We start from the raw sequence: 26650 nt of genomic DNA on the forward strand, positions 1-26650 counted from the left end.
TTGCTCTAAGGCAGCTTCTTCTGCAGAAAGACGCGGCTGCGACCGGCCGGAAAATCCGGCAGCTTGCCGAACGGCTCATAGCCCTGACGCCGATAGACCTTTTCGGCGATCGGATTGAAGGTGTCGATCCAGGCGCCGTGGCAGCCGCGCGCGACAGCCTCCTGCTCGGCGGCGTCGAGCATGTCGGTGGCAACGCGGCGGCCACGCAGCCTTTCGTCGACCCACAGCCATTGCACGTAAAGCCAGCCCCAGGCGGTGTAGCCGGAAATGCCGGCGACGATGACGCCATGCTCGTCGCGCACGAAGATCGCCAACGGCTTCCGGCCCGACGCGCCCACATCGGCGTCGTTGAAAGCGGTGAGACTCCCGCTCAGGAAAGCGAGTTCCTGCGGCAAGGGCTCGGCGGTGATCTCGAGGCTGGTCTTCATCGGCTTGCGTTCCTTACGGAGGTCACAAGCCTTAGCGAAGCGGTGGACGGGGATGCAAGCCTATCGTCCGGCGGGCGACCGCCACGCCGCCGCGCCCGCCGCCACCAGCATCAATCCCGCGGCGATCAGGGCGCAGTTTGCGAAGCCCAGGCTCGTGTAGAGCGGGCCGAAGCCTGCCGTGCCGACGGTGACGGCGAGATAGGTGACGGCGCTGTTCAGGCCCATGATGGTGCCGCGCCGCACCGGGTCGAGGGCGGTGAGGCGCATGACCAGCACATTCAGGCCGAAATGGTTGGCCAGACCCCAAACTGCGATCGTTGCGATCAGCAGGCCGAAGCCGCCACTCGCCAGCGCGATCGCGACATAGACGGCGCCAACCAGCAGATAGGCGAAGGGCATGACACGGCGCGCGCCGAGGCGATCGATGACACCATCGAGCAAGGCGGCCGCGCCGAAGCCGAGGCCGTAGGCGACGGCCGCAAGGCCGTTGGCGCTGACCGGCTCGCCGAGAGCTTCGTGGAGATGATCGCCAAGATAACCGTAGACGCCGTAGAAAGCGGTCATGAAGGCGCCGCAGGCAATGAGCAACGGCAGGATGCCGGAAACCGCGAGCGCGCCCAGGGGCGACGGCGCCGGGCCGCTCTTCCTGGTGTCGTGCAACGAGATCGTCGCCAAGCCGGCAACGGCCGCTGCCGCCAGCAGCGCCACGGCCGCGAAGACGGCGCGCCAGTGGATGAGATCGGCGAGCACCGCCGACAGCGAGACCCCGGCGACCATGGAGAGCGTCCAGCCGGTCAGCACGACACCGATGGTGCCGCTCTCGCGGCCGGGCGGCGCGATCGCGGCCGAGCTGGCATAGATCGCCGGCATGGCGATACCGGCGGCAATGCCGGCGACGAGCTGAGATGCCACCAGCGCCGTCACCGTCGGCGCGAGCGCGCTGGCGACCAGCGCGATGGCCAGCAGCAGCAATGCGCCCTGCAGCATGCGGCGCGCGCCGATGCGGTCAATGTAGCGGGCAAGGAAGAGCGCGCTGGCCGACGTGCCGAGGCCGAAGGCGGCGGCAGCCGTCATTACCGCCGGCACGCTGGCGCCGAACGACGCCGCGACGGCGGGCGCGATGGGTCCCAGAACCAGCGAATTGGAGCCGATGACGGCAATGCAACCCGTCAGCAGATAGGCGGCGGCCGGGATCGGCGCGCGCGGCGCGTCAGTCATAATTGCTGATTGATTGCTGTTCGACATATCATCATAATGGCCGAATTAAATTCCGCAGCAACGGGGAATTTCCATATGGACGCAGAAACAGATGACATTCAGCGGAACAAGCACCCGACCCGTGACATCGACCCGATCGACCGAAAAATATTAGGCGTTCTCGTCGAGGACGCGACCATCAGCTATGCTGACCTTGGCGAGCGCGTCGGCCTGTCGCCGCCGGCGGCGCATGAGCGGGTCAAGCGGCTGAAGCGCAGCGGCGCCATCCGCGCCACATCGGCGATCATCGATCCGCGGGCGGTGAAGAAGCCGCTGCTGGCCTTCGTGCATATCGACACAAGGGGCTGGGGCAAGACGCCGGAGCTGATGGCGGTCTCGAAATATCCCGAGGTCGAGGAGATCCACACCGTCGCCGGCGACACTTGCGTGCTGCTCAAGGTTCGCACAGAGGACACCCGCGCGCTGGAAGGCCTGCTGGGCCGTCTGTACGACACGCCCGGCGTCACCTCGACGCGCAGCTATGTGGTGCTGTCGACCTATCTCGAGCGTCCGGTGCAGCCGGAGATCACGAGCGAATTTCCAGCGCCCAAGCACATGGCAAACCCTATGTACTAGGCCGCTGCCGGCTGATGGCGCCTGGAACGCGCCAGCAGATAGAAGGCTGCTACATGCGTGATCATCAGCAGCGGCACGTAGATGACCGGGATTGCGTAGGTCGCGCCCAACTGGCCGGCATGGCCGGGAAGGTCGAGCACGACGCCGTGGTAGTAGTCGCCAGCAAGGTCGACCACGCCCACGACGTTGAAGGCGACGACGAGTGGCCAGAAGATCGCGGGCCGCTTCACCGCGAGCAGCGCCAGCATGGCGAGGAGTCCGGTCGCGAAGTCGCCATAGGCTGCGAAGCTTGCGAAGCCAGGAGCAAGGTCAGGGCCGACCACGCCCGGGACGAGGAAGACGAGACCGAAGAAGCGGAAGCTGTGCAGCGTTGCGATGGCGCGCTGCGCGTCTACCGGCTCCATCGATCTCACCCTCGGCCAGATATAGGCGGCAAAGCAAAGCAGCCAGGGCACGTAGCCAAGCCCAAGTTGGATGTTCAGGATCATCGCCGGCGACATCTTCGCCTCCTTTCAATGTTAGTTTTCGCAATTCCGGACGGAAGGCTACGGCGAAGTCGCCGAGCCTAACCGCTGAACACTTTTCCTGGAATTGCTCAGTCGACCGGAACGGCTTCGAACACCGCGGTGAGGATGCCCAGCCTGCCCTGCATGAGATTGCGCCCGAGATTGGTGGTGAGTTCAGCGAAACCCTGCCCCATGACGACGCCGAGATTGAGCGCTGGCGGACCGGAGGCGCGGAGTTCGGCGAACCAGGCCTTGGCTATGGCCGAGTCGTCGCGGCGCACGACCGTGCCGAAGCCGGCGGCCTCGATCGCCTCGCAGGTCGCTTCGGCGGTCAGCAGGAAGCTTTCGCCCGGCGTCTTCGCCCACGGCACCGGATAGAGCGGATCGCCGCCATTCAGCACGACGTCGAAGGTGGCGAATTTTCCGCCCGGCTTCAGCACGCGCCTGATCTCCCGATAGAGCAGCGGCCGGTCGGCAATGTTCATCGCCACATGCTGCAACAACGCGGCGTCGAAGCGCCCGTTTTCGAAGGGCAGAGCCAGCGCGCTGCCGGTTTCGAACGATACTTTGCCGTCCTGTCCGGTTCGCGCGGTCAGATAGCGCGCCGCCTCGACAAAGGGTTCGCTGAGATCGACACCCGTCACCTGGCAGCCATAGGTCTCTGCAAGAAAACGGGCCGGCCCGCCGACGCCCGATCCGACGTCGAGCACCGACATATCGGCGTTGATGGCGGCCAGATTGGCGAGTTCCGCCGTCGCGGCGAGCCCGCGGGTGTGGAACTGATCGAACGTAGCCAATTGCTCGATCTTCAGCCGATGTTCCTCAGGCCCAAAGACCGCAAGCGCGGCCTTCAACCGATCGGTCAAGCCGGTCGCGCGGTAGTGATCGCGCACGCGATCGAGTTCGTCGGTCATGTCAATTCCCTTCAGGCTTCCAAGTCACGCAAGAGATACGACCGCTATCTGCCAGTGACTATCCGCGATAATGTCGATGGGTCATGAAGCAGAACTTCACAGTCAGGCATGGCGCTCTCGACGGCGTCGAGGCATTCCTGAGCGTCGCCAGGCACCGCAATTTCCGCAAGGCCGCGGCAGAGCTCGCCGTCACGCCGTCGGCGATCAGCCAGGCGATACGCACGCTCGAGGCGCGCATAGGTGCTGCGCTCTTCATCCGCACAACGCGCAGCGTCGGCCTCACCGAAGCCGGCGAGCGTTTTTTCGCGCGCGCCCGGCCGGCCTTCGAGGAATTGATCGCCGCGAGCGAGATCGCCCGTGGCATGGGCCAGCGGCCGGCCGGGCTGTTGCGGCTCTCGGTGCCGCCGGCAGTGGTGCCGGTGCTGCTGGAGCCGATGATCGCCTCCTTCTGCCAAGCCTATCCCGATATCGAACTGGAGATCGTGGCCAGCGGCGAACTGGCCGATCTGGCCGCCGAAGGATTCGACGCCGGCATCCGCATGGGCGATCTGATCGCGCCCGACATGGTCGCGGTGCGCCTGACGCCGTCCTTCCCAATGGTGGTCGTCGGCAGTCCCGATTATTTGCGCCGGCGCGCGGCGCCCGAGCGCATCGAGGATCTGCGCGGTCATGCCTGCCTGCGCCTGCGCCGCTCCAACGGTTCGGTCGCGCCATGGTCCTTTGTCGACGGCAACAAGACGATAGAGGCGATCGTCTCGGGGCCGCTGATCGCGCATGACTACCCCTCGCTGCTTGGCGCGGCGATCCAGGGCGTCGGACTGGCGCAGGTGCCAGGCCCGATCGCCGAAGCGCCGATCGCCGACGGGCGCCTGCAGGCACTGCTTGCCCGCTTCGCGGTGACCACGCCGGGCGTTTTTCTCTATTATCCGGAACGGCACCAGGTACTGCCGAAGCTGCGCGCTTTCATCGACCACCTCAGGCAGCCGGGCAGCGCCGACGCGCCCTCGAAGCGATCGGGCAGGCAGCGCCAGAGCTGACGCTCACTGGGCCGGCTGTGTTCGAGGGTATTCGAGCTGCATGGCGACGAGATCGGTGGTGCGCGCGCCGTAGCGTGCAGTGATATCCTCGAGCGTCCGGTCCAGCGCTTTTGCCGATGGCATATCCGCCATGGCTGAAACCCTCCGATCCGCCGGCCAATCGCTCGCAACCTGATCGGGCAGGATGCGGATACCGGCGCGGCTGACGACTGCGCCGTCCTTCGCGGCAAAGGTGACGGCGCCGGAGCGGAAGGTTCGCGACCAGGCGTCGGCAGTCAGCGCCAGCGACACCTCGTCCATGCCGGTCGTAAGCGGAATGCCGAGTTGCTCGTGGTTGAAGAAGGCGAGCGTGTTGCCGATCGCCGTCAGCGCGAAAGGCCGCGTGAACTTGAAGGCGCCGCTGTCATGGCGTGCATCCCAATGGTCGAGGCCGAGATCGCGGGCGACGGCCTCGGCCTTGTCGCGGCCGGCAATCGCCTCGATCAGGGTCAGCATCATCGGCATCGACGCGGTGATGCCGGTCGTGGTCGCGACATTCCCGTCGACGACGTAGCGGCGGTCGGCGACATAGCGGATAGTTGGGTGTTTCTGGCGCAATTCGCTCAGCGAATACCAGTGTGTCGTCGCGCGCCTGCCGTCGAGCAATCCGCTGGCGCCGACCACCGTGGCGCCGACGCAGACGCCGATCACCATGGCGCCCTTGGCCGACTGGGCCCTGATCCATGTCAACACGTTCGGATCGTCGTCGCGCATCATGGCGGGGACGATGACGTAGTCGGCGCCTTCCGGATGCTGGGCATCGAACACCGCCGTCGTCGCATCCGGCTCGACGCGCAAGGCCGGATGCAGTTGCACCGGCCCCGGCTGCGTCGCCAGCGCCACGACATCCGCGACGTCGGCGCGGCGCAGGATGCCGTAAGGCATCAGATAATCGGTGGTCTCGGTCCCGTCATTGACGCCTATGATGGCGATCAGCGGGCGCTGGCGCTTCGGCTTCAATGCAGTGAGCATGGCTTCGGCCTCCTTGGCGTCGATCGCCGGCTGCACGGCGGCCAGCGACGCAGAGGGCAGCGATAGCAGCCAACCGGTTGCCGCCACCGTCAGGAGCGCAACGATCCCCACGCCGCTCCACAGCAGTATCCGCAAACTCATGGTCCAGTCCTTCCGATCTCAAACGCTTGACCGGCAGGCTAGCTCGGATAAGTTTTGGCCGAAATGACATATATCGGGCAAAAACTGCCATGCGCTTGATAGGCATCGTCATCCATCCGGGCTTCCAGTTGCTGGACGTGGCCGGCCCGGCAGCAGCCTTCGAGCTGGCCGAGCACTATCAGCCCGGCAGCTACAGGCTGGATATGCTGGCGCCAGGCGGCGGCGAGGTCGAAAGCTCGTCCGGCATGCGCCTTTCGGCACGCCCCTTATCCGACAGCGGGCCGCTCGACACGGCAATCATTTCCGGCGGCGAGATCATCCGATCGATGGCAGCGGCTCAGGAAATCGTGGCCTGGCTGCGGCAGGCAAAGCCGCGCCGGACGGCAAGCGTGTGCACCGGCGCCTATCTGCTGGCCGAGGCAGGCCTGCTCGACGGGCGCGCCGCCACCACACATTGGTGGAGCACCGACGATTTCGCCCGCCGCTATCCGACGGTGAAGCTCGATGCCGAACGCATCTTCATCCAGGACGGCGGCGTGTGGACGTCGGCCGGCATCTCTGCCGGCATCGACCTGGCGCTGGCGCTGATCGAGGACGATCTCGGCCCGGCGATCGCGCGCCGCACCGCACAGCAGCTCGTCGTCCACCAGCGTCGACCCGGGGGGCAGTCGCAATTTTCCGGCCTTGTCGAACTCGGCGGGCGTTCGGGCCGCTTCGTCGAACTGATCGAGTGGATGCGGACCAAACTCGCCGAGACGCTGACCGTCGAGCGCCTCGCCGAGCGCGCCGCCATGAGCCCACGCAACTTTGCCCGCGCCTTCACCGCGGAGACCGGCACGACTCCAGCCAAGGCGGTGGAGCGCCTACGGTTGGAAGCGGCTCGAATGGCGGTCGAGACCAGCAACGCGTCGCTCGACCGCATCGCCGAGGAGAGCGGCTTCGGCGACGCCGGACGGATGCGCCGCGCTTTCCTAAGAAGCTTCGGCCAACCGCCCCAGGCGTTGAGGCGCGCGGCGGCGCGAAAGTGACGCCTCCAAACTTCTTATCCTTTGTGTCACGCAAGCATTCTGCGAATTTCCTCGCGTTTTTCTTCCGACAGACCCGAGAGCAAGTTCTCGTCTAGATATCCTTGTCGGATGAGAGTTGCGAAAACGACGGTCACTGCGAATAGCGGTACTCGAACGTCCGATCCAAATCGCGACGTTGCTCTTTCAGATAGTCCTCAACCTCCCACATCTCGGGGGCCGTGGTCGCGGCGTTCGCCCGCCTTTTAAATTCGGCCATTATGCTGGCCAGTGCCCTCTCAAGGGCCTTGTCATAGGCAGCACGGGCAACCTTCTTTTCGGAGGGCGGCCAACTGGGCTCATTCAAGGTCATAGAGATCTTCCACGAAAAGTTGGACGTCGAATGTTACTCTGACCGGATTGCCGTTGTGCCTGTTTCCGCTTCGCAGCCGCACCTTGGCGCAGTTCCAGACACGGTGGCCATCATTTTGCGGCGCGAGACGCGATCAACGATTGAATGCGTTCCGCATCAGCAGGCGTCGCGGGGTTGTAGACGATCATGCCGAGCTCGGGCCGGCCGTCAACGGCAAAGACCGAGAACTCCAGCTCGATCAGCCCGATCTCGGGATGCCGCAGACGCTTCACGCCTTCGCCATGCGCAGGGACGACATCATTGTCGCGCCAGAGCGCGGCGAATTCCGCGCTGATCCGGCAAAGCTCTTCGACGAGGTCGGTGATTTCCGCGCCCGCGCCGGCCCTGGTGGCATCCGCTCTGAAGGAGCCAACCACGAAACGCGCGACGCTCTGCCAGTCGTCCTGCGCGTCGCGCACGCGCGGGTTGCCGAACATCAGGCGCAGGATGTTGCGCTGCTCGCGCGGCAGCTTGGAATAGTCGGTGAGCATCGCTGCCGCGGCGCGGTTCCAGGCCACCACATCCCAGGTCGCGGTCTTGATGATCGCCGGGCTGGGGTCCAGGGCGTCGAGGACACGCTGCAGGCGCGGCGTGACACTGTCCACCCCTCTGTAGCGGACCTCCGGCGGCCGCCCGAGACCCAGCATGAACAGATGCTCGCGTTCGGGCTCCGTCAGCATCAGACCGGTCGCGATGCGATTCAGCACATCGGCGGACGGCGCACCGCCCCGCCCCTGCTCCAGCCAGGTGTACCAGGTCGGGCTGATATTGGCGCGCTGCGCCACCTCTTCGCGGCGCAGCCCCTGGGTGCGCCGGCGCCCCGTGGCGAAGCCGAAGGCGGCTGGATCGAGGCGCATGCGGCGATCGCGAAGAAAGGTGCCCAGCTTGTTGGTCGTCTCTTTGTTGGCCGTCCCTTGGGGCATTGCCATCCTGTTGACTATTATACCATGATAAAGTCACTACTTTAACAGAATGAGCTATAGCGCAAATAGGGCCTCCAAACAACCACAGGAGACCTCCCATGCGCGTATTCCTTACCGGCGCGACCGGTTTCATCGGTTCCCGAATAGTGCCTGAGCTTCTTGCGGCGGGGCACCAGGTGCTCGGCCTGACCCGCTCCGAGGCCGGCGCGCGGTCGCTTGTCGCCGCCGGCGCCGAGCCGCATCGCGGCGATCTCGAAGACCTCGACAGCCTGCGCGACGGCGCGGCGAAATCGGATGCGGTGATCCACACCGCCTTCGACCATAATTTCTCGAACTTCATCGCCAATTGCGAGAAGGACAAGCGCGTCATCGAAGCACTGGGCGGCGCGCTGGCCGGCTCGGACCGGCTGCTCATCATCACGTCGGGTGTGGGCATGGGCTCCGCCGAACAGGGACAGCCGGCGAGAGAAGACGTCTTCAACACCGACCATCCCAACCCGCGCATCCTGTCGGAACTCACCGGCGCGGCGATGGCCGAGAAGGGCGTCAAGGTGTCGGTGGTGCGCTTGCCTCAGGTGCATGACACGATGAAGCAGGGCCTGATCACGCCGCTGATCGCGCAGACGCGCGCCAAGGGCCTGTCGGCCTATCTCGGCGAAGGCCGCAACCGGTGGTCGTCGGCGCATGTGCTGGATGTCGCGAAGCTCTATCGTCTGGCGCTGGACAAGCAGGACGCCGGCGTGCGCTACAACGCCGTCGCCGAGGAAGGCATCCCGATGCGCGAGATTGCGGAAGTGATCGGCGCCGGCCTCAACGTGCCGGTGGTCTCGCTGTCGCAGGAAGAAGCAGCGGACCATTTCGGATGGCTTGCCATGTTCGCCGGCCTCGACATGCCGGCGTCGAGCGAATGGACGCGTGCCCATCTCGGCTGGCACCCGACCGGACCCGGCCTTATCGCCGATCTTGAACGGATGGATTATTCGCAGGCGGCCGCGGCCTAGCCAGGTCCTCCGGCGGTTCAGCGACCCGGCTGGACCGCCGTCTGCAACAGATCCGCCAGGCTGTCGGATTTTTCCACCTTGTCGGTGAGGTCGAGACCGGAGAGCAGGTCGACCAGATGGCTGTTCATCAGGGCGGCGGCGTTGGCGCTGTCGCCGGTCTCGATGGCGTCGACCAGCGCGTGATGGGCGTGCTTCTCGCAGGTCGCGTCGCGGCGCTTCCAGTAAAGCGCGATGATCAGCGAGGAGTGCGAGACGAGGTCGCGCACAAAGTTGGTGAAAACCGAATGTGCCGCGATCTCGGCGATGCCGACATGGAAGCGCGCCGACAGCATGATGGCGTCGCTGTCGCGGCCGTCATGCAGCGCCTCGTGCTCCTTTTCGAGATGGTGGCGCAATTGCACGATGTCCGACGGCACCGCAGCCCTGGCGGCAAGCGCCGCCACCTTCGGCTCGATCAGCGCCCTCGCCTCGAACACTTCCCGCGCCTCGATCTTGGACGGCTGCGCGACAAAGGCGCCGCGGTTGGGCTCCAATCGTGCCAGCCGGTCGTGCGCCAACGCCTGCAGGGCGGCGCGAACGACGGTGCGGCTCACCGAATAGATCGAAGCCAGTTCGTCTTCCGGCAGCTTGGTGCCCGGCGCGAGACGGTGGCTGACGATGGCGTCCCTCAGCCCATAATAGATCGGCGACCAGCGTGCCGCCGGCTTGTCGTCGCGATCGTCTTCCCTCAGTACCGTCAACATGCTCTTCAACGCGCAGGCGCAGAACGCCTGATTTGCCTCCATTGGTAGAGGTCGGTTCAATCTAATATGGCTTGCGCGGTGGTCAATCCCGGGCAGCCGGCCTTACACGACGCGCCTCAGCCGGCCGGCGACAGCGGTGCGAACATGCCGGCGAACCGCTTTCCGCGCGGCGCCGCATAGCCGCCGATCTTCGATGTTTTCAGGCCGACCTTGAACAGGCTCTCGGCCAGCGTGACGGCGCAGACCACACCGTCGAGCACCGGAACCCCATGCTCCTCGGACAGGCTGTGCGCGAGGTCGGCCATGCCGGCACAGCCGAGCACGATCGCTTCGGCATGGTCCTCGCGAATGGCGCGCGCAATCTCCTGCGATATCCGATGTCTTGCATTCGAACCAGGACGTTCGAGCTCGAGCACGGCGACTTCCGACGAGCGCACCCTGGCGCAGCGCGAGGCGAGGCCGTATTTGGCCAGATTGTGCTCGATCGCAGGCACCGATCGGGCAAGCGTGGTGACGACGCTGAATTTGCCGGCGACAAGGCTCGCCATATGGAACGCCGCCTCGCCGATGCCGATCACCGGGGCCTCGGTGGCGCAGCGGGCGGCATCGAGCCCGGTGTCATCGAAGCAGGCGATGACATAGGCATCAGCCGGTGCCTTGCCCATTTCGGCGATGATGCCCGGAATGGCGAAGACCTCATCGAAATAACCCTCGATGCTCGGCGGGCCGTCGGCGGGATTGACAGCAACGATCTCTGTCGCGCCTGAGGCGACGCTCGCCGCCGCCTCGCCGATCTTGGCGGTCATCGACGCTGTCGTGTTGGGGTTGATGACGAGAATGCGCATTCCAATCAGCCTCAAATCTCGCCGCCGAGATAAAGTCGCTTGACCCGGTCGTCGGTCAGCAATTCGGCGGAGTTGCCGCTCAGCGCGACACAGCCGGTGGTCAGCGCATAGGCGCGCTGCGAGATGCGCAGCGCCATGCGCGAATTCTGCTCGACAAGGAGCACGCTGACCTTCTCGTCACGATTGATGGCGACGATCGAGCGGGCGATGTCCTGGACGAGTTTTGGCGCAACGCCGAGCGACGGCTCGTCGAGCAGCAGCAGCTTCGGCTTCGCCATCAGCGCGCGGCCGATGACCAGCATCTGCTGTTCGCCGCCGCTCATCGTGCCGGCGGCCTGCGAGAAACGCTCCTTGAGCCGGGGAAAGCGCCCCAGCACCATCTCCATCGACGCCGCGATCTCGGCCTTGCTGGTGCGGGTGAAGGCGCCCATCAGGAGGTTGTCCCTGACCGACATGTAGGGGAAGACGCGGCGCCCTTCCGGCACCATGGCGATGCCCATCTTGACGATCTCGTCGGGCGCGGCGCCATCGATGCGCTTGCCGCCATAGTGGATCTCGCCGGACCTGATCTTGCGCAGTCCGGTGATGGCGCGAAGGATCGACGACTTGCCGGCGCCGTTGGCGCCGATCAGCGCGACCGTCTCGCCCTCGTTGACCTCCAGCGAGACGCCCTTCAGCGCGTAGACATGGTCGTAATAGAGCTCGACATTGGCGAAGTTCAGGATCTGGTTCATAGGCCGATCGCCTCGTCTTCGCTGCCGAGATAGGCTTCGATCACCTTCTCATTGGCCTGGATCTCCGCAGGCGTTCCCTCGGCGATCTTCTGCCCGAAATTGAGCACGACGAGCCGGTCGGAGATCTTCATCACGGCCGGCATGTCGTGCTCGACCAGAAGGATGGTGAGGCCGCGCTCGCGCAGGCGCCGCACCATCTCGACCATGCGCATCGTCTCGTCATGGTTCATGCCGGCGAAGGGCTCGTCGAGCAGCAGGATCGAGGGGTTGGTGGCGAGACCGATGGCGATGCCCAGAGCGCGCAAGTGGCCGTGCGGTAGGTTGCGGGCGATCTCATGGGCGAGCGAGGAGAGGCCGAGCAGCGCCAGGATCTCGTCGGCGGATTGGCCGAAGGCCGCTTCGTCTTCCTTCGCCGTGCCGGTGCCGAGGAAGAAGCCGAACAGGCTCGCCTTCGAGCGCAGGTGATGCGCGATGATGACGTTGTCGCGCACGCTCATGTTCTTGAAGATGGTGGTTTCCTGGAAGGTGCGCACGACCCCCTTGCGAGCGGCGATGTGGGGCGCGAGGCCGGAGATCCGTTCCCCTTTTAAACGCACCTCGCCCGTGGTCGGCCTGAGGAAGGACGAGATCAGCTTGAACAAAGTCGACTTGCCGGCGCCGTTCGGACCGATCACCGACAGGATCTCCTTCTCGCGCACCGAGAAGGAGACGTTGTTGACCGCGACTAGGCCGCCGAAGCGTTTGGTGATGCCGGAGACCTCGAGCATTTCGGCCATGGCTCACCCCTTCTTCCGGGTCGCTTCGGCAAGGCTGAGCAGGCCGTTGGGCAGCACCAGCATCAGGACGATCATCAGGCCGGAATAGATGAGCAGCTGGAATTGGCCGGTCTGGAACAGAAGGTCCCAGCCGAAATAGAGCACCAGCGTGCCGAGCATCGGACCGAACACATAGCCGAGGCCGCCGAGGAAGCAGTTCAGCATGAAGTTGACGGAATCGGTGACGGTGAAGCTCGACGGGTAGATCGACTGGGAGATGGCGGCGAAGATGGCGCCGGAAACGCCGCCGAAGAAGGACGAGACGGCATAGGCGATGACGCGCAGATAGGCGATGTTGACGCCGATCGAGGAGGCGAGCTCCTCATTCTGCTGCAGGGACTGGCAGAGCTTGCCGATGCGGGAATTGACCAGCCGGTACATGATGGCGAAGCAGACCACCATCAGCGTGACCGCCAGCAGATAGAAGGCAAGCCGCGAATTCTGCAGCGTGGCGAAATCGGGGATTAGCGTGATGCCGAAGACCGACAGCGCGCCGGGCAGCGGAATGCTGACTATGCCCTTGGCGCCGTTGGTGATCGGCAGCGCCAGCGCAAGCAGTCTAGCCACCTCGGTCAGCACCAGCGTGACCATGGCGAAGTAGACGCCGCGCAGGCGCAGGATCGGCAGGCCGATCAGCACGCTGGCGGCGGCGCAGAACAGGCCGGCAACCGGCAGCGTCAGCCAGAACGACCAGCCATGGTTCATCACCAGTATGGCCGAGACGTAGCCGCCCGTCAGCGCATAGGCGCCCTGGCCGATGTTGATGCGGCCGATGTAGAAGGTGAGCCAGACGCCGGCGCTGGCGATGCTGAGCAGCGCCACCGAGGTCAGCGTGTAATAAAGGTCGAAGCGGCCGCTGGCCGAGATCGCGACCGGCACGGCGATGAAGACGATCGCCAGGAAAGCGACGACCGCGGCGATCCTGGTGTTGCGATTGACGGTCATGGCGCGATCAACCCCAGGGCTTGCCCATCAGCCCGTTGGGGCGGATCGACAGGAACACCATCAGGGCGGCGAAGATGACGAGATAGGTCACGTCGCCATATTCGCGCAGCACGGTGAGACCGACCGACTCCATCATGCCGAGGATGAAGCCGCCGGCGATCGCGCCGCCGACGACGCCGGCGCCACCGATCATCACCATCAGGAAGGCCTTGATCGAGATCGGCCCGCCGATGCCGGAATTGACGCCGGTGATGGTGACCAGCAGCCCACCGACGACGCCCGCGAGCATGGCGCCCATGGCGAAGCCGATCATCGAATAGCGGTCGACACGGACGCCCATCAGCTGGGCGGCGACGCGGTCCTGGGCGAGCGCGCGCATGGCGCGGCCGACCCGGCTGTACTGCATGTAGAGCACGAAGGCGGCGATGAAGACGATCGCCAGCGCGCCGACGACGATGCGGTCGTATGGCATGATGATGCCGACGTCGTTGAAGACTCCCTTGACGATCTTGGGAACGCCGCGCTGCTTCTCGCCGAACAGAAGCAGGATGACGGCATCGAAGAAAAAGGCGGTCGCGGCGGCGAGCAGCATGGTGCTTTCCTCGCGGTGGCTGCGCCGGATGACGGTGCGGAAGAGGAATTTCTCCATCAGCGCGCCGATGATGGCGAGCGTCACGCCCGATGCGAGCAGCGCGACCACGAATGGCAGGCCGAGCTGGCCGTAGACGGTGTAGGTGATGAACCCGCCCAGCACATACATCTGGCCGTGGGCGAAGTTGAGCACGTTCATCAGGGCGAAGATCAGGGTGAGGCCCAGCGCGATCAGCGCGTATTGGGCACCGAGATACAATCCGTTGGCGATGACCTGTTCCATGGATACCTTCGATCTTCCGCGGGGTCGGGCCGATCGCCCGGACCCCGCGGCAAGCTGGAGGAAGTGACGCTCGAAGGTAAGCTAGTCGACGGAGCCGACGAACAGGGTCTGGAATGCGCCGTCCTTGTATTCGTTGACCACCATGGGCACCGAGAGCTGGCGCTTCTGGCCGAAGGACGTCGCGCCGACATAGCTGAGCTTCGCGTCGCCCTTCAGGAAGGGATTGGGCGCCGAGAAGGTGTCCATGGTCTTCTTGAATTCCGCGACGTCGTTGATGGCCGCCGGATTGGCCTTCAGCGTGTCGAGAATGTATTCCAGCGCATAGACCTTGGTGTTGGACTCGTCGTTGTATTCGCCGAACATCTTGGTGTAGCGGGCGACGAATTCCTTCATCTCGTCCGAAGCGATCTCCGGCGTCGAGGCGCCGCCGACGGAAATGAAGCCGTTGGCATATTCGCCGGCGCCCTCTTGCAGCACCTTGGCGTCCTGCGCGGTTTCGGTCGAGATCAGGCCTTCATAGCCGAGCTCGCGGGCGGCGCGGATGAGCAGCGGCGCATTGGCGGGTGCTACGCCCGACAGGACGAGCAGGTCAGGCTTCAGGGCGACGATCGGCGTCAGCACCGGCGTGAAGTCACGTGTGTCGTTCTGGTAGGTGTCGTTCTGGGCGACGATTTCCAGGCCGAGAGCCTTTGCCGCCTCGACACCGCTGTCGCGCTGGCTGAGCGGGTCGGATTCATTCGCCGCGACAAAGGCGATCTTCTTCACGCCCTTGTTTTCCTTGAGATATTTATAGATCGCCGGGCCGGACTGGTAGTTGGCGATCATGCCCAGCACGGCATTGGAGGCCGGCTTTTGGTAGAGCGCCTTGGGGAAAGCGTAGGGGAAATAGATGATGCCGTTGGCCTCGGCGACGGGACGCACCGCGGCCGCGCCGTCGTCGACATTCGGGCCGACGACATAGTGGATGCCTTCCTGCGCCATTTTCTCCATGCCGGCGATGGCGCGCTTGGGGTCCTTCTGGTCGTCGAAGGTGACGATGTTGATGTTGTAGGTGTCGTTGCCGATCTTGACGCCGCCGGTCTCATTGAGCCAGGCGGCGCGCGTCTGCATCGAGCGCACGTTCGAGGTGCCCCAGGCGGCGGCCGGGCCGCTGGTGACGCCGACAAAGCCGATTTTCAGTTCCTTGTTTTCAGCCTGCGCATACGAAATGCCGACAGCGGCAATGGCCAGGGCCGAGACGGCGCCGAGCGCCATGGATTTCAGAGTCGAGCGACGGTTGATCATATTGGCAGTTCCCCTTGGTTATCGCGCTTTGTGTTTTGCTCATAGGCTGCGCGGATAGCGTTAAGGGAAACCGCCTAAGGCGGATTGTCAACATCTTTCTTCGGTATTGTATACAATGTTTCGCGAGAATGTGTGCACCCGTCAGGACGGGGCCGAAGGCTACTTCCCGCAATGGTGGTCGTTGATCTTGTTCGTCGCGTTCGCGTCCGGCCCGACGCGGTCGTAGGAGCAAGCGCCGGCGGCGGTGGTGAACAGCTGCTGATCGTAGTAACGCGGACCGCCGAAGAGCTGATAGAGAAGATCGTCGCTAGCCGGAACATAGCGCTCGCGCTCGACCGGCTGATAATGGCGATGATGATGCTTTTCACCCGCAACCGCTTGGGCGGACACGGTCGCGACCGTAGCCAGTACGAGCGCAGAGAGGGTCAGGTACTTCATCATCGACGGCAACCTTCTGGCAGTTTGGATCCGCAGCATATCCAAAATCAGCAGCGGCGCAAAAGTTCCCGCACTGGCATTTCTCGCCGCCGTGCCGCCAGGTGAAGAACGGCAATCGCGACGGCGGATTTTCGACAATGGCCGGGTCCGATGCCGGATATCCTGCATTCGTTCGGCCACCATTCCCGGAGGCCCAAAGGACTAGCCCAATGACAGCCAGAGTGATCGTCCTCGACGCCAAGCCGCTCAGCACGGAAGATGTCGCGGAGATCGCGCGGCGCAATGCCCGGCTCGTGCTCGGCGAGGAAGCCATGCGCCGCATCCGCGCAAGCCGCGCCCTGATCGAGCATCTCACCCAGCTCGGCAAGCCGCTCCACGGCGTCACCACCGGGCTCGGCGCCTGCGTCGACACGCCGCTCGCCGAGGCCGACCTGATTGCCTTCCAGCACAGCGTGCCGCTCAGCCATTCGATGGGCGCCGGCCCGTCGCTGCCGACCGAGGCGGTGCGGGCGCTGATGGCCGCGCGCATCTGCGGCATGGCGGCGGGTGGCACCGGTACCTCGGAGGGCGTGGTGCTCGGCCTGCTCGCCGCACTCAACGCCGGCGTCCATCCCGTCATTCCGAGCTGGGGATCGGTGGGCGCAGCGGATCTCGCACCGCTAGGCCATCTGGCGCGGGCGCTGCGCGGCGACGGCGAGACGGAGTATCAGGGCAGGATCATGCCGTCGGCCGAGGCGCTGAAGCTCGCCGGGCTCGAACCGCTCGACCTGCGTGAGAAGGACGGCCACGCCATCATCGTCGCCAACAGCCTTTCGACCGGCACGGCGTGCCTGGCGCTCGAGGAAGTCGCGTGCCTGATCGACTGGTCGCTGGCGGCGGTAGCGTTGAACTACGAGGCGTTCCGAGCATCGCTCAAGGCCATCGACGAGGGCGCGCTGGCGGCGCGGCCGGCCTTCGGCCAAGTCGAGATCGGCGCGCGGCTGCGGGCCGAGCTTTCAGGCAGCGGGCTGTGGCAAGACAACGCCGCGCGGCGCCTGCAGGATCCGCTCAGCTTCCGCTGCGTGCCGCAGGTGTGGGGCGGGTTGCTCCATGCCTATGAGCAGGCGAAGCTGGCGACGGAGATAGAGCTTGGCCATTCCGGCGACAATCCGGTCATCCTGCCTGAGGCGGAGCAGGTCGTCTCCAACGGCAATTTCGACCTCACCGCCTTCACGCTGACCTGGGAAAGCCTCGGCCAGGCTTTGGCGCATTGCGCGGTCGGCACCGCCAACCGCTCGATGAAGCTGATGTCGCCGACGGTGGCGGAGCTGCCGCGCTTCCTGTCGGCCAGGGGCGGCAGCCGCCAGGGATACGCGGAATTGCAGAAACCGGTCGCAGCGCTCGAAGCCGAGATCCGGCACCTCGCCAATCCGATGTCGCTCAGCCCGCTCGCGATCTCGGACGGCGTCGAGGACCAGTCGTCGATGGCGCCGCGCGTGGTGGCCAAGACGGCGGGGATCATCGAGCGCCTGCGCTATCTGGTGGCGATGGAGCTGATCTTCGCCGCCACGGGCGTGGAGTTGCGCGGCGTGCTGGACTCGATGGGCGAAGGCGCGCGGCGCAGCTATGAGGCCGTGCGGGCGCTGGTCGCCCCGCTCGACGACGATCGCGAGATGAGCGCCGACATGGCCCGCGTCGCGCGCATGGTGGCGGGACCGAGGCTGTGAGCGGCCGAGAGGTCAGCTACAGGCCTCAGTGGTAGTAGATGCCGCCGTCGACGTTGAGCGCCTGGCCGGTGACGAAGGCCGACAGGTCCGAGGCGAAGAACAGTACCGGGCCGATAATGTCCTCCGGCGCGCCGAGGCGCTTCAGCGCGGCAACTTCTTCCCAGTGGCGGATCGCGGCTTCGCTGCCCAGATTGTTCTTGCCCATCTCGGTCAGGATGATGCCGGGGCAGATCGCGTTGACGGTGACGCCGTCCATGCCGACCTCCTGCGCCAGCACGCGGGTGAGCGTGATCACCACCGCCTTGGTCGCCGCGTAGTGGCCTTGCGTCGGCACGCCCTGGCGGCCGGCGATCGATGCGATGTTAATCACCCTGCCCGACTTCCTGGCGCGCATATGCGGCAGCACCGCCTGGCACATCATCAGCACGCCCTTGGCGTTGACGTCGAAATGCGCGTCCCAGTTGGCCTCGTCGAGATCCTGCAGCAGGCTGGGCTTCAAGATGCCGGCATTGTTGACCAGCACGTCGATGCTGCCCGCGGCCTTCAGCAGCGCCTGTGCGGTCGCCTCGACGTCCTTCTTCTTGCTGACGTCCATCGTGTAGACATAAGCCTTGCGGCCGGCCGCCTCGATCTCGCCCCTGGTCACGTCGAGCTCGGCAGCCTGCGAGGGAAGATCGGTGATAGCGACATCGAAGCCCGCTTCGGCGAGCCCCTTCGCGAGCGCCCTGCCGATGCCGCGGCTGGCGCCGGTGACGAGAGCCGTCTTGCCCTTGGCTTCAGGAAGAATGGTCATGCTGCTTCCACCTTTGATGTCTTGACCGGAAGCGCATTCATCGCCGCGACCGTGTCGTCGAATGAAACGAGTTTGCCGTCGGAGCCGAGCCCCATCGCCACCTTGGCGGCGACCGCGCTGGCAAAGCGAGCGGACTGCTTCAGATCCCAGCCCTTGACGATGCCGACGATGATGCCGGCCGTGAAGGAATCGCCGCAGCCCGTGGTGTCGAAGACCTCGACCTCGAAGGCCGGCAGATGGAAATCCTCGCCATGCTCGGGCGAGACATAGACGCCGCCGGCGCCAAGCGTGATGATGCAGTTCTTCACGCCCCGCGCCTTGAAGAAGGACGCGACGCGGGCCGGGTCGCGGTCATGCGCCATCTCGCCAGCCTCGTCGATGCTCGGCACGAAATAGTCGATGTAAGGAAGGCACGGCTCGACCAGCTTCCAGGTCTCCGGCGTCGCCTGGATAAGGTCGAAAGTGGTGATGCGGCCAAGCTCCTTGGCGCGCTTCAAGAGCTTGACGGTCGGCTCGCCATCGAAGCGCTTCAAGAGCCCGGTGCCGCCGACATGGACCACGGTCGCGTCGAGCGCGGCGTCCAGATCGGCATCGGCGACCTCGAACAAGGTGGCGGTGCCGGGCACATGCAAAGCTGGACGCTCGCCGTTCGGCCGCACCGGCAGGATGGTCGACGAAGTCTGGACGCTGCCGTCGCGACGGACAAGGCTCGTCTCGAGGCCATATTTCTTCAGCTTGGCGAGGAACCAGTCACCCATGTCGTCGAGCCCAAGCGTCGTGACGGCGCGCGTCTTCAGGCCGAGGATGGCGCAGTCCATGCCGGTGGCGCCGGCCGTGCCGGCGACGGTCATGCGGATCTCCTCGATATAGTCGGCGCGACCGCCTTCGGGGATGCGCGAGACCGGCCGTCCCAGGATGTCGAGGACGTAGAAGCCGATCGAGCTGACGTCGAATTGGGGCATGGCTGACTTGACCTTTCGAACTCAATGGGCGGCGCGGCGCAGGCCGAAGCTCGCGGCCAGCACCAGGAAGACCAGCACGCCGATGCCGACCTGCTGCCAGTAGAAATTCCAACCGACCAGCAGCAGCCCGTTCTTGACGATGGCGAGGAGCAGCACGCCGAGCAGCGTGCCGATGACCGAAGGCTTGCGCTCGCGGCTGAGCGTCGTGCCGATGAAGGTGGCGCCGATGGCGTCGAGCAGGAAGGCGTTGCCGGAGAGCGGCACATAGGACTTCACCGTCGCCGACAAGAGGATGCCGGTGACGCCGGCAAGCAGCGCGCACAGCACATGCACCATCGACAATTCGCGCGGCACGCGGATGCCGGAATACCAGGCCACGCCCGGCTGCGCGCCCATCGCCTGGACATAGCGGCCGAACACCGAGCGATGCAGCAGGAGATGGACGGCGACGGCGAGCACAATGAGCGCGATCACCGGGGTCGGCACGCCGAACAGAGCGGTGCGGGCAATGGCGTTGAACTGGTCCGCCGCATAGCCGCTGGTGAGATAGATCGGCTGGCCGCCGCTGGTGGCGAGTTGCTGCGTGCTCTGACCGATGAAGAGCACGCCGAGTGTCGCCAGGAACGGGCTGATGTTGAGCCTGGTGATCAGGATCGCGTTGAGAATGCCGACGATCAGCGCGGCACTGAGCCCGCCCGCGACGCCGACCACGCCGTTGTAGCCGGCGGCCAGAAGCATGACGAAGACCATGCTTGCCATGTCGACCGAGACGCCGACCGAGAGATCGATGTCGCCCGACGAGATGACGATGGTGAGGCCCAGCGCCACGATCGCCAGCATGACGACATTGTTGACCAGCATGTTGAAGAGATTGGCCGGCGTGAGAAAAGTTGGGCTCGCCACAGCGAAGAAGACGACGATCGCCGCGAAGGCGATGAGCACGCTGTATTTGGCGAGGAAGCCGCGCACACCGGCTGAGTTGTTGTCGTTGGCCGAGACGTTCATCGCGAACCCTCCGAACCGCGGGCAAAGGATGTGATCGCCACCACCAGCAGAATCAGCGCGCCCTGCACGCCGTTGACCCAGTAGCTGGAAACGTTGAGCAGCTGGAAGCCGTTGGCCAAAAGGCCGATGAAGAGCACGCTAAGCAGCGTGCCGCCCATGGTCGGCACGAAGCGGCGGGAAAAGACGGTGCCGAGCAGCGCGGCCGCCAGCACCGAAAGAAGCAGCTCGCCGGAGCCGGGCGTGCTCGCCGACAGCCGTGACACGGTGAGGATGCTCGCCACTGCCGCGCAGAAGCCGCTGAGAACATAGGTGAATGACACGTAGAACGGCACGCTGATGCCAGCCGCGCGCGCCGCTTCCGGGTGTCCGCCGACGGCGTAGAGCCTGAGCCCGAACGACGTGCCGTGAACGACCACGATCATGATGGCGGAGAAGACTATCAGCGCCCAGGCAAGCGCGGAGATGCCTAGGAAGCTGCCGGAGACCAGCACGCCGAGCAGCGGGGAGGATGCGCCGACGACCGTGTTCTGGGTGAGCGTGAGTTCCATGCCGGCCGCGACGTTGAGCACGGCAAGCGTGGCCAGCAGGGGCAGGATGCCGAGGCCGACCACGGCAAGAGCGTTCAGCGCGCCAACCGCCATGCCGACGCCAATGGCCGCGACCACCGAGAGGAAATCGCCATAGCCCATCGACAAAAGCGTCGCGTAGACAGCGGCGCAGAGCCCCATATTGGCGGCGATCGAAAGGTCGATGCCGCCTTCGGTGACGTCGGAGCCGCCGCCGATGATGACGGAAGTCATGCCATAGGCAAGCACGCCCAGGATAGCCGACTGCTCGACGACGTTGATCAGGTTGAAGGTCGAGGTGAAGCCCGGCGCGAAGACGACGAAATAGGCCATGATCGCGGCGAAGGCGGCGATGGCGCCGAGCCGTACGACGAGCGCGCCAAAGCGACGGCCGGCGCTTTTGGCGGCAGCTTGCTTTTCGTCGGACACGCCGACTTCCGTGTGGAGAACGCTCGCGCTCATGCGGCCACTCCATCGGCGTTCGAGCGGGCGCCGGACGAAGCCGCCAGCAGCTCATCGCTGTTCATCGCAGGGCCGGAGAAGCTGCCGGCAAGCCTGCCACGATAGACGACCAGCACGCGGTCGCAGACGCCAACCAATTCGAGCAGGTCGGAGGACAGAAGCAGGATCGCCGCGCCCTCGCCCGCCAGCCGGTTCAACAGATTGTAGATCTCGACCTTGGCGCCGACATCGACGGCGACCGTCGGCTCATCCAGCACATAGACGCGCGACTGGCAGCTCAGCCATTTGGCGATAGCCACTTTCTGCTGGTTGCCGCCCGAGAGCTCGCGCACCAGCGCGTCGCGATGCGGCGTCTTGATCGACAGTTCCTTGATCAGGCCGTCGACCGCCTGGTTCTCGGCGCCACGGCTGACCATGCCGCTGCGCGAGTAACGGCGCAGGCTGGCCAAGGAGATGTTCTCGCGCACCGAAAGACCAAGCGCCACGCCATGGGCGCGACGATCTTCCGGCAGCATGGCGATGCCGTCGCGCACCGCCCTCACCGGCGTCGACAGTGACAGCTCCCTGCCCTCGACCTTGACCTGGCCGCCATCGGCAGTCTTGAGCCCGAACAGGCACTGGACGATTTCCTTGGCGCCGGAGCCGAGCAGCCCCGTAAGGCCGACGATCTCGCCGGCGCGGACATTGAAGCCGATATTCTCGAAGCTGCCGCCGAGGCGCAGGTTGGAAACCTCCAGCACCGGCGCGCCGAGCTCGACCGAGCGCTTGGGAAACATCTCGCCGACATCGCGGGCGATCATCATCGCAATGATCTCGTCGATCGGCGTCTGGCGCGGATCGACCGTGCCGACATCGGTGCCGTTGCGCATCACGGTAACGCGGTCGCAGAGCTTCTCGATCTCCTGCATGTAGTGGGAGATGAAGACCACCGCGATGCCGTCGTCGCGCAGCCGGCGCAGCACGTCGAACAGACTGTCGACCTCGCGCTTGACCAGCGCCGCCGTCGGCTCGTCCAGCACCAGCACCGACGCCTTTTGCGCCAGTGCGCGGGTAATCTGCACGACCTTCTGCTGCGCGGTTGTGAGGTCTTTCACAAGAGTTCCGGACGGCAATTCCATGCCAAAGAAGCGCTTCAGCAGGTCCGCGGCCCGGCGCTCCATGGCGCGGCGGCTGACGAAGGGGCCGAGGCCGATTTCATGGCCCAGGAAGACTGCTTCGCCGACGGTCGCGGTCGGCACCAGGAGCCGGTCCTGGTGGATGAAATGGACGCCGAGTTTTTCCACCGACGCCGGTGTCAGCGCGCTGACGGTCTCGCCGTTGATGACAATCGAGCCGCTGTCCGGCTTGATGATGCCGGCCAGCACCTTGATGATGGTCGACTTGCCGGCGCCGTTCTGGCCGACAAGGCCGAGGATCGAGCCGCGCGCGATCTCGAGGTTCGCGTTCTCCAGGGCGCGCACCGGACCGAACCGTTTCGAAATGCCTGTCATCGATACAGCAATGTCACGCTTTGCTGTCTGCATGGCCGTCAATCCTGGTTGGATGTGACGGGCAGCAGCATAGGCGCGGCTGCCCGTCGTTTCGTTCCGTTCTATTTAACGCCAGCCTTCTCGGCGGCGTCGAGGAACGGCTTTCCCTTTTCGGCGGCATTTTCCTTGTTGATCAGCACCGAAGGCACGAAAGTGAACGGCGGCACCTTCTGGCCGGCCAGATATTTGGCGGCGTTGTCGACCGAGGTCTTGCCGATCTCATAGGGCTGCTGCGCCGCGACCGCGCCGGCCGACGACTTCGGGTCCATCACCATCTTGATGACTTCCGGGCTGCCGTCGATACCGTAGGTCTTGACCTCGTTGCGGCCGGCGGCTTCGACCGCCTGCGTGGCGCCGATCTGCGGCACGTCCCAGCAGGCCCAGACCGCGCCGATCGAACCCTTCTCGGGCGACTTGGTCAGCATGTCGGTGACGTTGGAATAGGCGCTCTGCACCGTGTTCGGGATGACGTCGCGCAGCTCGGGCTCGACGATCTTCACATCCGGGAACGAGGTCAGCACATATTTCAGCTGGTCGTAGCGGATCTTGCAGACCGGCACGCTGTAGAAGCCATTGAACACCAGCACATTGCCCTTACCGCCCATGTCGGCGACCATCTGCAGCGCGATCTCGGCGCCGATATTGTAGTTGTTGGAGGTCGTGTTGTTGATGGCGTGCGGGGTCGCGGTATCGACCGTGAACAGCGGGATGCCGGCGTCGCGGATCTTCTGCAGCCACGGATTCAGCACTTCGAGGTTGCCGAGCTGCTCGATGATGGCATCGGGCTTCTGCGCGATCAGCGTCTGCAATTGCGCGATCTGCTGCTGGTCCTTGCGGCCGGCGTCGAGCGCGATGACTTCGCCGCCGAGTTCCTTGACGCGGTCCTGGATGCCTTTGAAGGCCATCAGGTCCCAATAATGGTCGGTGCCTATCGCCGAGACGCCGATGCGCTTGCCCTTGAGCGACAGTTCCTCGGCCGTCGCGCCGGAGATCACGGCCAGGCTGCAAGCCGCCGCCAACCCCAGAGCGAGCGCCTTGACGAGGCCTTTCATTGAATTCGTCATTTCATTTCCTCCCTTGTTGATCGCTCCGGAGCCTTCCCGGAGGATATGCGAAACAGTAGGTTGCTGCTCCTGCCCCTCTGTTGGTCGCTTCGGGCAGAGCCCTCCGCTCAGGCGGCGGCGTCATTGTCACGCAGGCCGTAGCTGGCCATGCGCTTGATGACGTTTTCGACCTCCTCGTCGGACAGGATCGGCGGCTCGCCGATCTGCAGGGCGCCGTGATACTGGCGCGCCAACGTCTCGACCTCGACGGCCAGCCACATCGCCTGGGCGAGGCTCGACCCGACGGCGATCATGCCGTGCTGCGCGAGCAGGCAGGCCTTGCGGTCGCGCAGCGCCTCCACCGCGTGCGCCGAAAGCTCCGCGGTGCCGAAGGTGGCGTAGGGCGCGCAGCGTATGTCGCTGCCGCCGGCGACCGCGACCATGTAGTGGATCGCCGGTATCTTCCGGCCCATGATGGCGATTGTCGTGCAGTAGGTCGGATGCGCGTGGACGACCGCGTTGACCTCGGGCCTGGCCTTCATGATGTCGAGATGGAAGCGCCATTCGCTAGACGGCGGCAGGCGTCCGTCGACCTCACCATCCCAGCCCATGAAGACGATGTCTTCCGGCTGCAGCGTGTCGTAGGGCGTGCTGGTCGGGGAAATCAGCATACCCTCGCCATGGCGGCAGCTGATGTTGCCTGATGTGCCCTGGTTGATGCCGAGCGCGTTCATCTCGATACAGGCATCGATGATGGCCTGGCGCACATCTCGGTCCGAAACGGTCATGCGATATTCCAATCCTTGCTCAGTCCGTCACCAGGCCGTGTAGCCGCCATCGATCGACAGGATCGCGCCCGTCACGTAGCTCGACGCCGGCGACGCCAGGAACAGGATCGCCGAGGCGATCTCCTGCGGTGTGCCCAAGCGCCCCATTGGCGTCATGTCGATCCAGGTGTTGAAGAGTTCGGGACGCTCGCGCATCTTCAGCGTCATCTCGGTGCCGACATAGCCCGGCGCCAGCGCGTTGACGCGCACGCCCGACTTCGCCCATTCGACCGCGAGCGCCTTGGTCATCATATGCACGGCGCCCTTGCTCGCCATGTAAGAGGGCGCCGTCTGCGGACGGTTGATGATCAGGCCCGACATCGAGCCCAGATTGACGATCGAACCCTTCTTGCCGGAGACCATCGAACGGCCGAAGGCGCGCGAAGCCCAGTAGACGCCGTTGACGTTGACATTCATCACCAAGCGCCATTCCTCGTCCGGTGTGTCGAGCGCGGTGTTGAGGCGCGCAATACCGGCGCTGTTGACCAGGATATCGACCTTGCCGAAGTCCGCGACGATCCGAGCGGCCATCGCCTCGACGGCTTGCGGATCTGTGACGTCGAGCACGCGGCCATCGACGCTCGCGACCCCAGCGGCTCGCAGTTCATCCGCGGCTGCCTTCAGCCCATCCGCATTCATGTCGAGCAGGACGACACGCGCGCCGCAAGTTCCGAGCGCCCTGGCGGCCTCGAGACCGATCCCGCTGGCGCCGCCGGTGACGACGGCAACCTCGCCCGTCAGGTCGAATTGCGACCGGTAATCCATGCACGTCCTCCATCAGGAGGGACTTGAGCGCGGGCAAAACTCCGCCCTCGCCGCCGAGGCGGCGCCGCAAGCCAACCGGTCCTGATAATGCCTCCGGGATCAGGCTCCTCCCGATCCCATGACAGGGACGTTACAGAAGCTTCCCGGGCCCGTCAATCTGGTTATAACCAGAAAACGAAATCTTTTTTGGACGGATGCAGCTCAGGTGCGATCGACGCCGTTCACGGTCGCCGAAGGCTGCTCGACCGCCATATGGATGCGGGCGACGGAGGAATTGTAGAAGGCCTCGTAATATTCGAGCGCGGCGCCGTCGGCGTCATAGGCGATGGACTCGATCTCGATCAGCGGCGTGTTGGCGGCGACGCCCATCTCATCGGCCTCTTCCTTGGTGGGAAGCGCGGCGCGCAGCCAACGGTCGGCGCGCTTCACCGTCAGGCCGAAGACGGCGCGGATGGTGCCGAAGATCGACTGGTTTTCCGACAGGATGTTCTCCAGCCCCGGCACCCGATGTCCCGGCAGGCTGATGCGCGTCATGGTGATCGGCGCGCCATCGGTCATGTAGACGCGGCTGATGCGGACCACGCTGCCATTGGCCGGAATGCCGAAGACCTTCGACTCCTTCTCGCTCGGCGGGCAGCGGTAGATCTCCAGCGTGCGGGTCGAGACCTTGTGGCCCTTGGCGGTCAAATCGTCGAACACGCCGAGATTGGCGGTCATGAAGTCGACATGCTCGCGCGGTGCCGCCACGAACATGCCCTTGCGTGGCATCTTGATGATACGGCCTTCGTTGGAGAGCGACCCGATCGCGGCGCGCACGACGGGGCGCGACACGCCGAAGAAATCGCAAAGCGCCTGTTCCGACGGAATGCGCGAATTGGCGGCAAGCAGGCCGGTGTTGATCGCCTCCTCGACCTGGTTGCGCAACTGCACCCAGAGCGGGGCCGCCTCGTCGCGGTTGAGCTTAACCTTGGAGCCGATCGAGCGGAACGCCTCGGCCGCCTCGGCATCTTCCTGATCATAACGAGGACGCCCGCGCGTTCTGGTTGCTTGTTCCATCCGGTCCCGCCGCAATTCAATTGCCGCGACTCAGATAAGCGGCAGCGC

General features: G+C 65.0%; 29 protein-coding genes. 5 read left to right on the plus strand and 24 right to left on the minus strand.

The window, feature by feature from the left end:
* Nucleotides 1–5: 5 nt before the first annotated feature.
* Together DPM35_RS04320 and DPM35_RS04325 are read right to left on the minus strand one after the other, a co-directional pair.
* Entirely contained in the window at nt 6–428 is a 423-nt protein-coding gene (locus tag DPM35_RS04320) for a GNAT family N-acetyltransferase (protein WP_112126042.1), read from the minus strand.
* Nucleotides 429–488: 60 nt separating this feature from the next.
* A complete protein-coding gene (locus tag DPM35_RS04325) occupies nt 489–1673 on the minus strand; it encodes an MFS transporter (RefSeq protein WP_112126043.1) in 1185 nt (394 codons plus the stop codon).
* A 48-nt stretch (nt 1674–1721) separates the two neighbouring features.
* On the opposite strand from DPM35_RS04325, the gene DPM35_RS04330 reads away from it, so the two are divergent.
* Nucleotides 1722–2261 (plus strand): Lrp/AsnC family transcriptional regulator, encoded by a 540-nt coding sequence (locus DPM35_RS04330; protein WP_112126044.1) that lies wholly within the window; start codon nt 1722–1724, stop codon nt 2259–2261.
* Here the strand turns inward: DPM35_RS04330 and DPM35_RS04335 are convergent.
* Nucleotides 2258–2761 carry a hypothetical protein gene (locus DPM35_RS04335; RefSeq protein ID WP_112126045.1) on the minus strand — a complete coding sequence of 168 codons (504 nt, stop codon included), beginning with the start codon at nt 2759–2761 and terminating at the stop codon, nt 2258–2260. The two genes, DPM35_RS04330 and DPM35_RS04335, sit on opposite strands and share 4 nt — an antisense overlap.
* 95 nt (nt 2762–2856) lie before the next feature.
* Nucleotides 2857–3681 carry a class I SAM-dependent methyltransferase gene (locus DPM35_RS04340; RefSeq protein ID WP_112126046.1) on the minus strand — a complete coding sequence of 275 codons (825 nt, stop codon included), beginning with the start codon at nt 3679–3681 and terminating at the stop codon, nt 2857–2859.
* Nucleotides 3682–3764: 83 nt separating this feature from the next.
* Between DPM35_RS04340 and DPM35_RS04345 the strand changes: the two genes are divergently transcribed.
* On the plus strand, nt 3765–4718 hold the full coding sequence (locus tag DPM35_RS04345; RefSeq protein WP_112126047.1) for a LysR family transcriptional regulator: 954 nt from the start codon (nt 3765–3767) through the stop codon (nt 4716–4718).
* 3 nt (nt 4719–4721) lie between these two features.
* Here the strand turns inward: DPM35_RS04345 and DPM35_RS04350 are convergent, their stop codons facing one another.
* The gene (locus DPM35_RS04350) at nt 4722–5870 is read right to left on the minus strand and encodes a DJ-1/PfpI family protein (RefSeq protein ID WP_112126048.1); all 1149 of its coding nucleotides are present in this window, start codon (nt 5868–5870) and stop codon (nt 4722–4724) included.
* Between the two features lie 95 nt (nt 5871–5965).
* On the opposite strand from DPM35_RS04350, the gene DPM35_RS04355 reads away from it, so the two are divergent.
* Nucleotides 5966–6898: a GlxA family transcriptional regulator gene (locus DPM35_RS04355; RefSeq protein WP_198419708.1), complete on the plus strand. Its 933-nt coding sequence runs from the start codon at nt 5966–5968 to the stop codon at nt 6896–6898.
* Nucleotides 6899–7028: 130 nt separating this feature from the next.
* Here DPM35_RS04355 and DPM35_RS04360 read toward each other — a convergent pair whose 3' ends face one another.
* Entirely contained in the window at nt 7029–7247 is a 219-nt protein-coding gene (locus tag DPM35_RS04360; RefSeq protein ID WP_245431422.1) for a hypothetical protein, read from the minus strand.
* Nucleotides 7248–7357: 110 nt separating this feature from the next.
* Entirely contained in the window at nt 7358–8209 is an 852-nt protein-coding gene (locus tag DPM35_RS04365; RefSeq protein WP_112126247.1) for a helix-turn-helix transcriptional regulator, read from the minus strand.
* A gap of 98 nt (nt 8210–8307) precedes the next feature.
* Here DPM35_RS04365 and DPM35_RS04370 point away from each other — a divergent pair, with 98 nt between their 5' ends.
* Nucleotides 8308–9210, plus strand: coding sequence for an SDR family oxidoreductase (locus DPM35_RS04370; protein ID WP_112126050.1), 903 nt, complete (start codon nt 8308–8310; stop codon nt 9208–9210).
* Between the two features lie 17 nt (nt 9211–9227).
* On the opposite strand, the gene DPM35_RS04375 is transcribed toward DPM35_RS04370, so the two are convergent.
* The 8 genes from DPM35_RS04375 to DPM35_RS04410 form a co-directional block, all read right to left on the minus strand.
* Complete coding sequence (locus DPM35_RS04375; RefSeq protein ID WP_181591914.1) at nt 9228–9953, minus strand: GntR family transcriptional regulator; 726 nt, start codon at nt 9951–9953, stop codon at nt 9228–9230.
* Nucleotides 9954–10069: 116 nt separating this feature from the next.
* The gene (locus DPM35_RS04380) at nt 10070–10798 is read right to left on the minus strand and encodes an aspartate/glutamate racemase family protein (RefSeq protein WP_112126052.1); all 729 of its coding nucleotides are present in this window, start codon (nt 10796–10798) and stop codon (nt 10070–10072) included.
* 11 nt (nt 10799–10809) lie between these two features.
* Nucleotides 10810–11532, minus strand: a complete 723-nt coding sequence (locus DPM35_RS04385; RefSeq protein ID WP_112126053.1) for an ABC transporter ATP-binding protein — start codon at nt 11530–11532, stop codon at nt 10810–10812.
* Entirely contained in the window at nt 11529–12308 is a 780-nt protein-coding gene (locus tag DPM35_RS04390; RefSeq protein ID WP_112126054.1) for an ABC transporter ATP-binding protein, read from the minus strand. The genes DPM35_RS04385 and DPM35_RS04390 overlap by 4 nt, the downstream gene beginning before the upstream one ends.
* Before the next feature lie 3 nt (nt 12309–12311).
* Nucleotides 12312–13292, minus strand: a complete 981-nt coding sequence (locus tag DPM35_RS04395; RefSeq protein WP_112126055.1) for a branched-chain amino acid ABC transporter permease — start codon at nt 13290–13292, stop codon at nt 12312–12314.
* Between the two features lie 7 nt (nt 13293–13299).
* Nucleotides 13300–14166 (minus strand): branched-chain amino acid ABC transporter permease, encoded by an 867-nt coding sequence (locus DPM35_RS04400; RefSeq protein WP_112126056.1) that lies wholly within the window; start codon nt 14164–14166, stop codon nt 13300–13302.
* An 81-nt stretch (nt 14167–14247) separates the two neighbouring features.
* Nucleotides 14248–15450, minus strand: a complete 1203-nt coding sequence (locus DPM35_RS04405; protein WP_112126057.1) for an ABC transporter substrate-binding protein — start codon at nt 15448–15450, stop codon at nt 14248–14250.
* 159 nt (nt 15451–15609) lie between these two features.
* Nucleotides 15610–16026, minus strand: coding sequence for a hypothetical protein (locus DPM35_RS04410; protein ID WP_342633663.1), 417 nt, complete (start codon nt 16024–16026; stop codon nt 15610–15612).
* A gap of 71 nt (nt 16027–16097) precedes the next feature.
* Here DPM35_RS04410 and DPM35_RS04415 point away from each other — a divergent pair, with 71 nt between their 5' ends.
* Nucleotides 16098–17594, plus strand: coding sequence for an HAL/PAL/TAL family ammonia-lyase (locus DPM35_RS04415; RefSeq protein WP_112126059.1), 1497 nt, complete (start codon nt 16098–16100; stop codon nt 17592–17594).
* Between the two features lie 25 nt (nt 17595–17619).
* On the opposite strand, the gene DPM35_RS04420 is transcribed toward DPM35_RS04415, so the two are convergent.
* The 9 genes from DPM35_RS04420 to DPM35_RS04460 all read right to left on the minus strand — a co-directional run bounded on the left by DPM35_RS04420 (nt 17620) and on the right by DPM35_RS04460 (nt 26602).
* Nucleotides 17620–18387, minus strand: a complete 768-nt coding sequence (locus DPM35_RS04420) for an SDR family NAD(P)-dependent oxidoreductase (RefSeq protein WP_112126060.1) — start codon at nt 18385–18387, stop codon at nt 17620–17622.
* Nucleotides 18384–19349, minus strand: coding sequence for a carbohydrate kinase family protein (locus tag DPM35_RS04425; protein ID WP_112126061.1), 966 nt, complete (start codon nt 19347–19349; stop codon nt 18384–18386). Before DPM35_RS04425 ends, DPM35_RS04420 begins: the two co-directional genes overlap by 4 nt.
* Nucleotides 19350–19370: 21 nt before the next feature.
* Nucleotides 19371–20354: an ABC transporter permease gene (locus DPM35_RS04430; protein ID WP_112126062.1), complete on the minus strand. Its 984-nt coding sequence runs from the start codon at nt 20352–20354 to the stop codon at nt 19371–19373.
* Nucleotides 20351–21382, minus strand: a complete 1032-nt coding sequence (locus DPM35_RS04435; RefSeq protein ID WP_112126063.1) for an ABC transporter permease — start codon at nt 21380–21382, stop codon at nt 20351–20353. The genes DPM35_RS04430 and DPM35_RS04435 overlap by 4 nt, the downstream gene beginning before the upstream one ends.
* A complete protein-coding gene (locus tag DPM35_RS04440) occupies nt 21379–22905 on the minus strand; it encodes a sugar ABC transporter ATP-binding protein (protein WP_181591915.1) in 1527 nt (508 codons plus the stop codon). Before DPM35_RS04440 ends, DPM35_RS04435 begins: the two co-directional genes overlap by 4 nt.
* Nucleotides 22906–22973: 68 nt before the next feature.
* Entirely contained in the window at nt 22974–23975 is a 1002-nt protein-coding gene (locus tag DPM35_RS04445; protein WP_198419706.1) for a sugar ABC transporter substrate-binding protein, read from the minus strand.
* A gap of 107 nt (nt 23976–24082) precedes the next feature.
* Nucleotides 24083–24742 (minus strand): L-fuculose-phosphate aldolase, encoded by a 660-nt coding sequence (locus DPM35_RS04450; protein WP_112126066.1) that lies wholly within the window; start codon nt 24740–24742, stop codon nt 24083–24085.
* Nucleotides 24743–24769: 27 nt separating this feature from the next.
* Entirely contained in the window at nt 24770–25546 is a 777-nt protein-coding gene (locus tag DPM35_RS04455) for an SDR family NAD(P)-dependent oxidoreductase (protein WP_112126067.1), read from the minus strand.
* 201 nt (nt 25547–25747) lie between these two features.
* Nucleotides 25748–26602 carry a GntR family transcriptional regulator gene (locus DPM35_RS04460; RefSeq protein ID WP_112126068.1) on the minus strand — a complete coding sequence of 285 codons (855 nt, stop codon included), beginning with the start codon at nt 26600–26602 and terminating at the stop codon, nt 25748–25750.
* Nucleotides 26603–26650: the final 48 nt, after the last annotated feature.

This window comes from Mesorhizobium atlanticum, from assembly GCF_003289965.1.
Taxonomy (GTDB): domain Bacteria; phylum Pseudomonadota; class Alphaproteobacteria; order Rhizobiales; family Rhizobiaceae; genus Mesorhizobium; species Mesorhizobium atlanticum.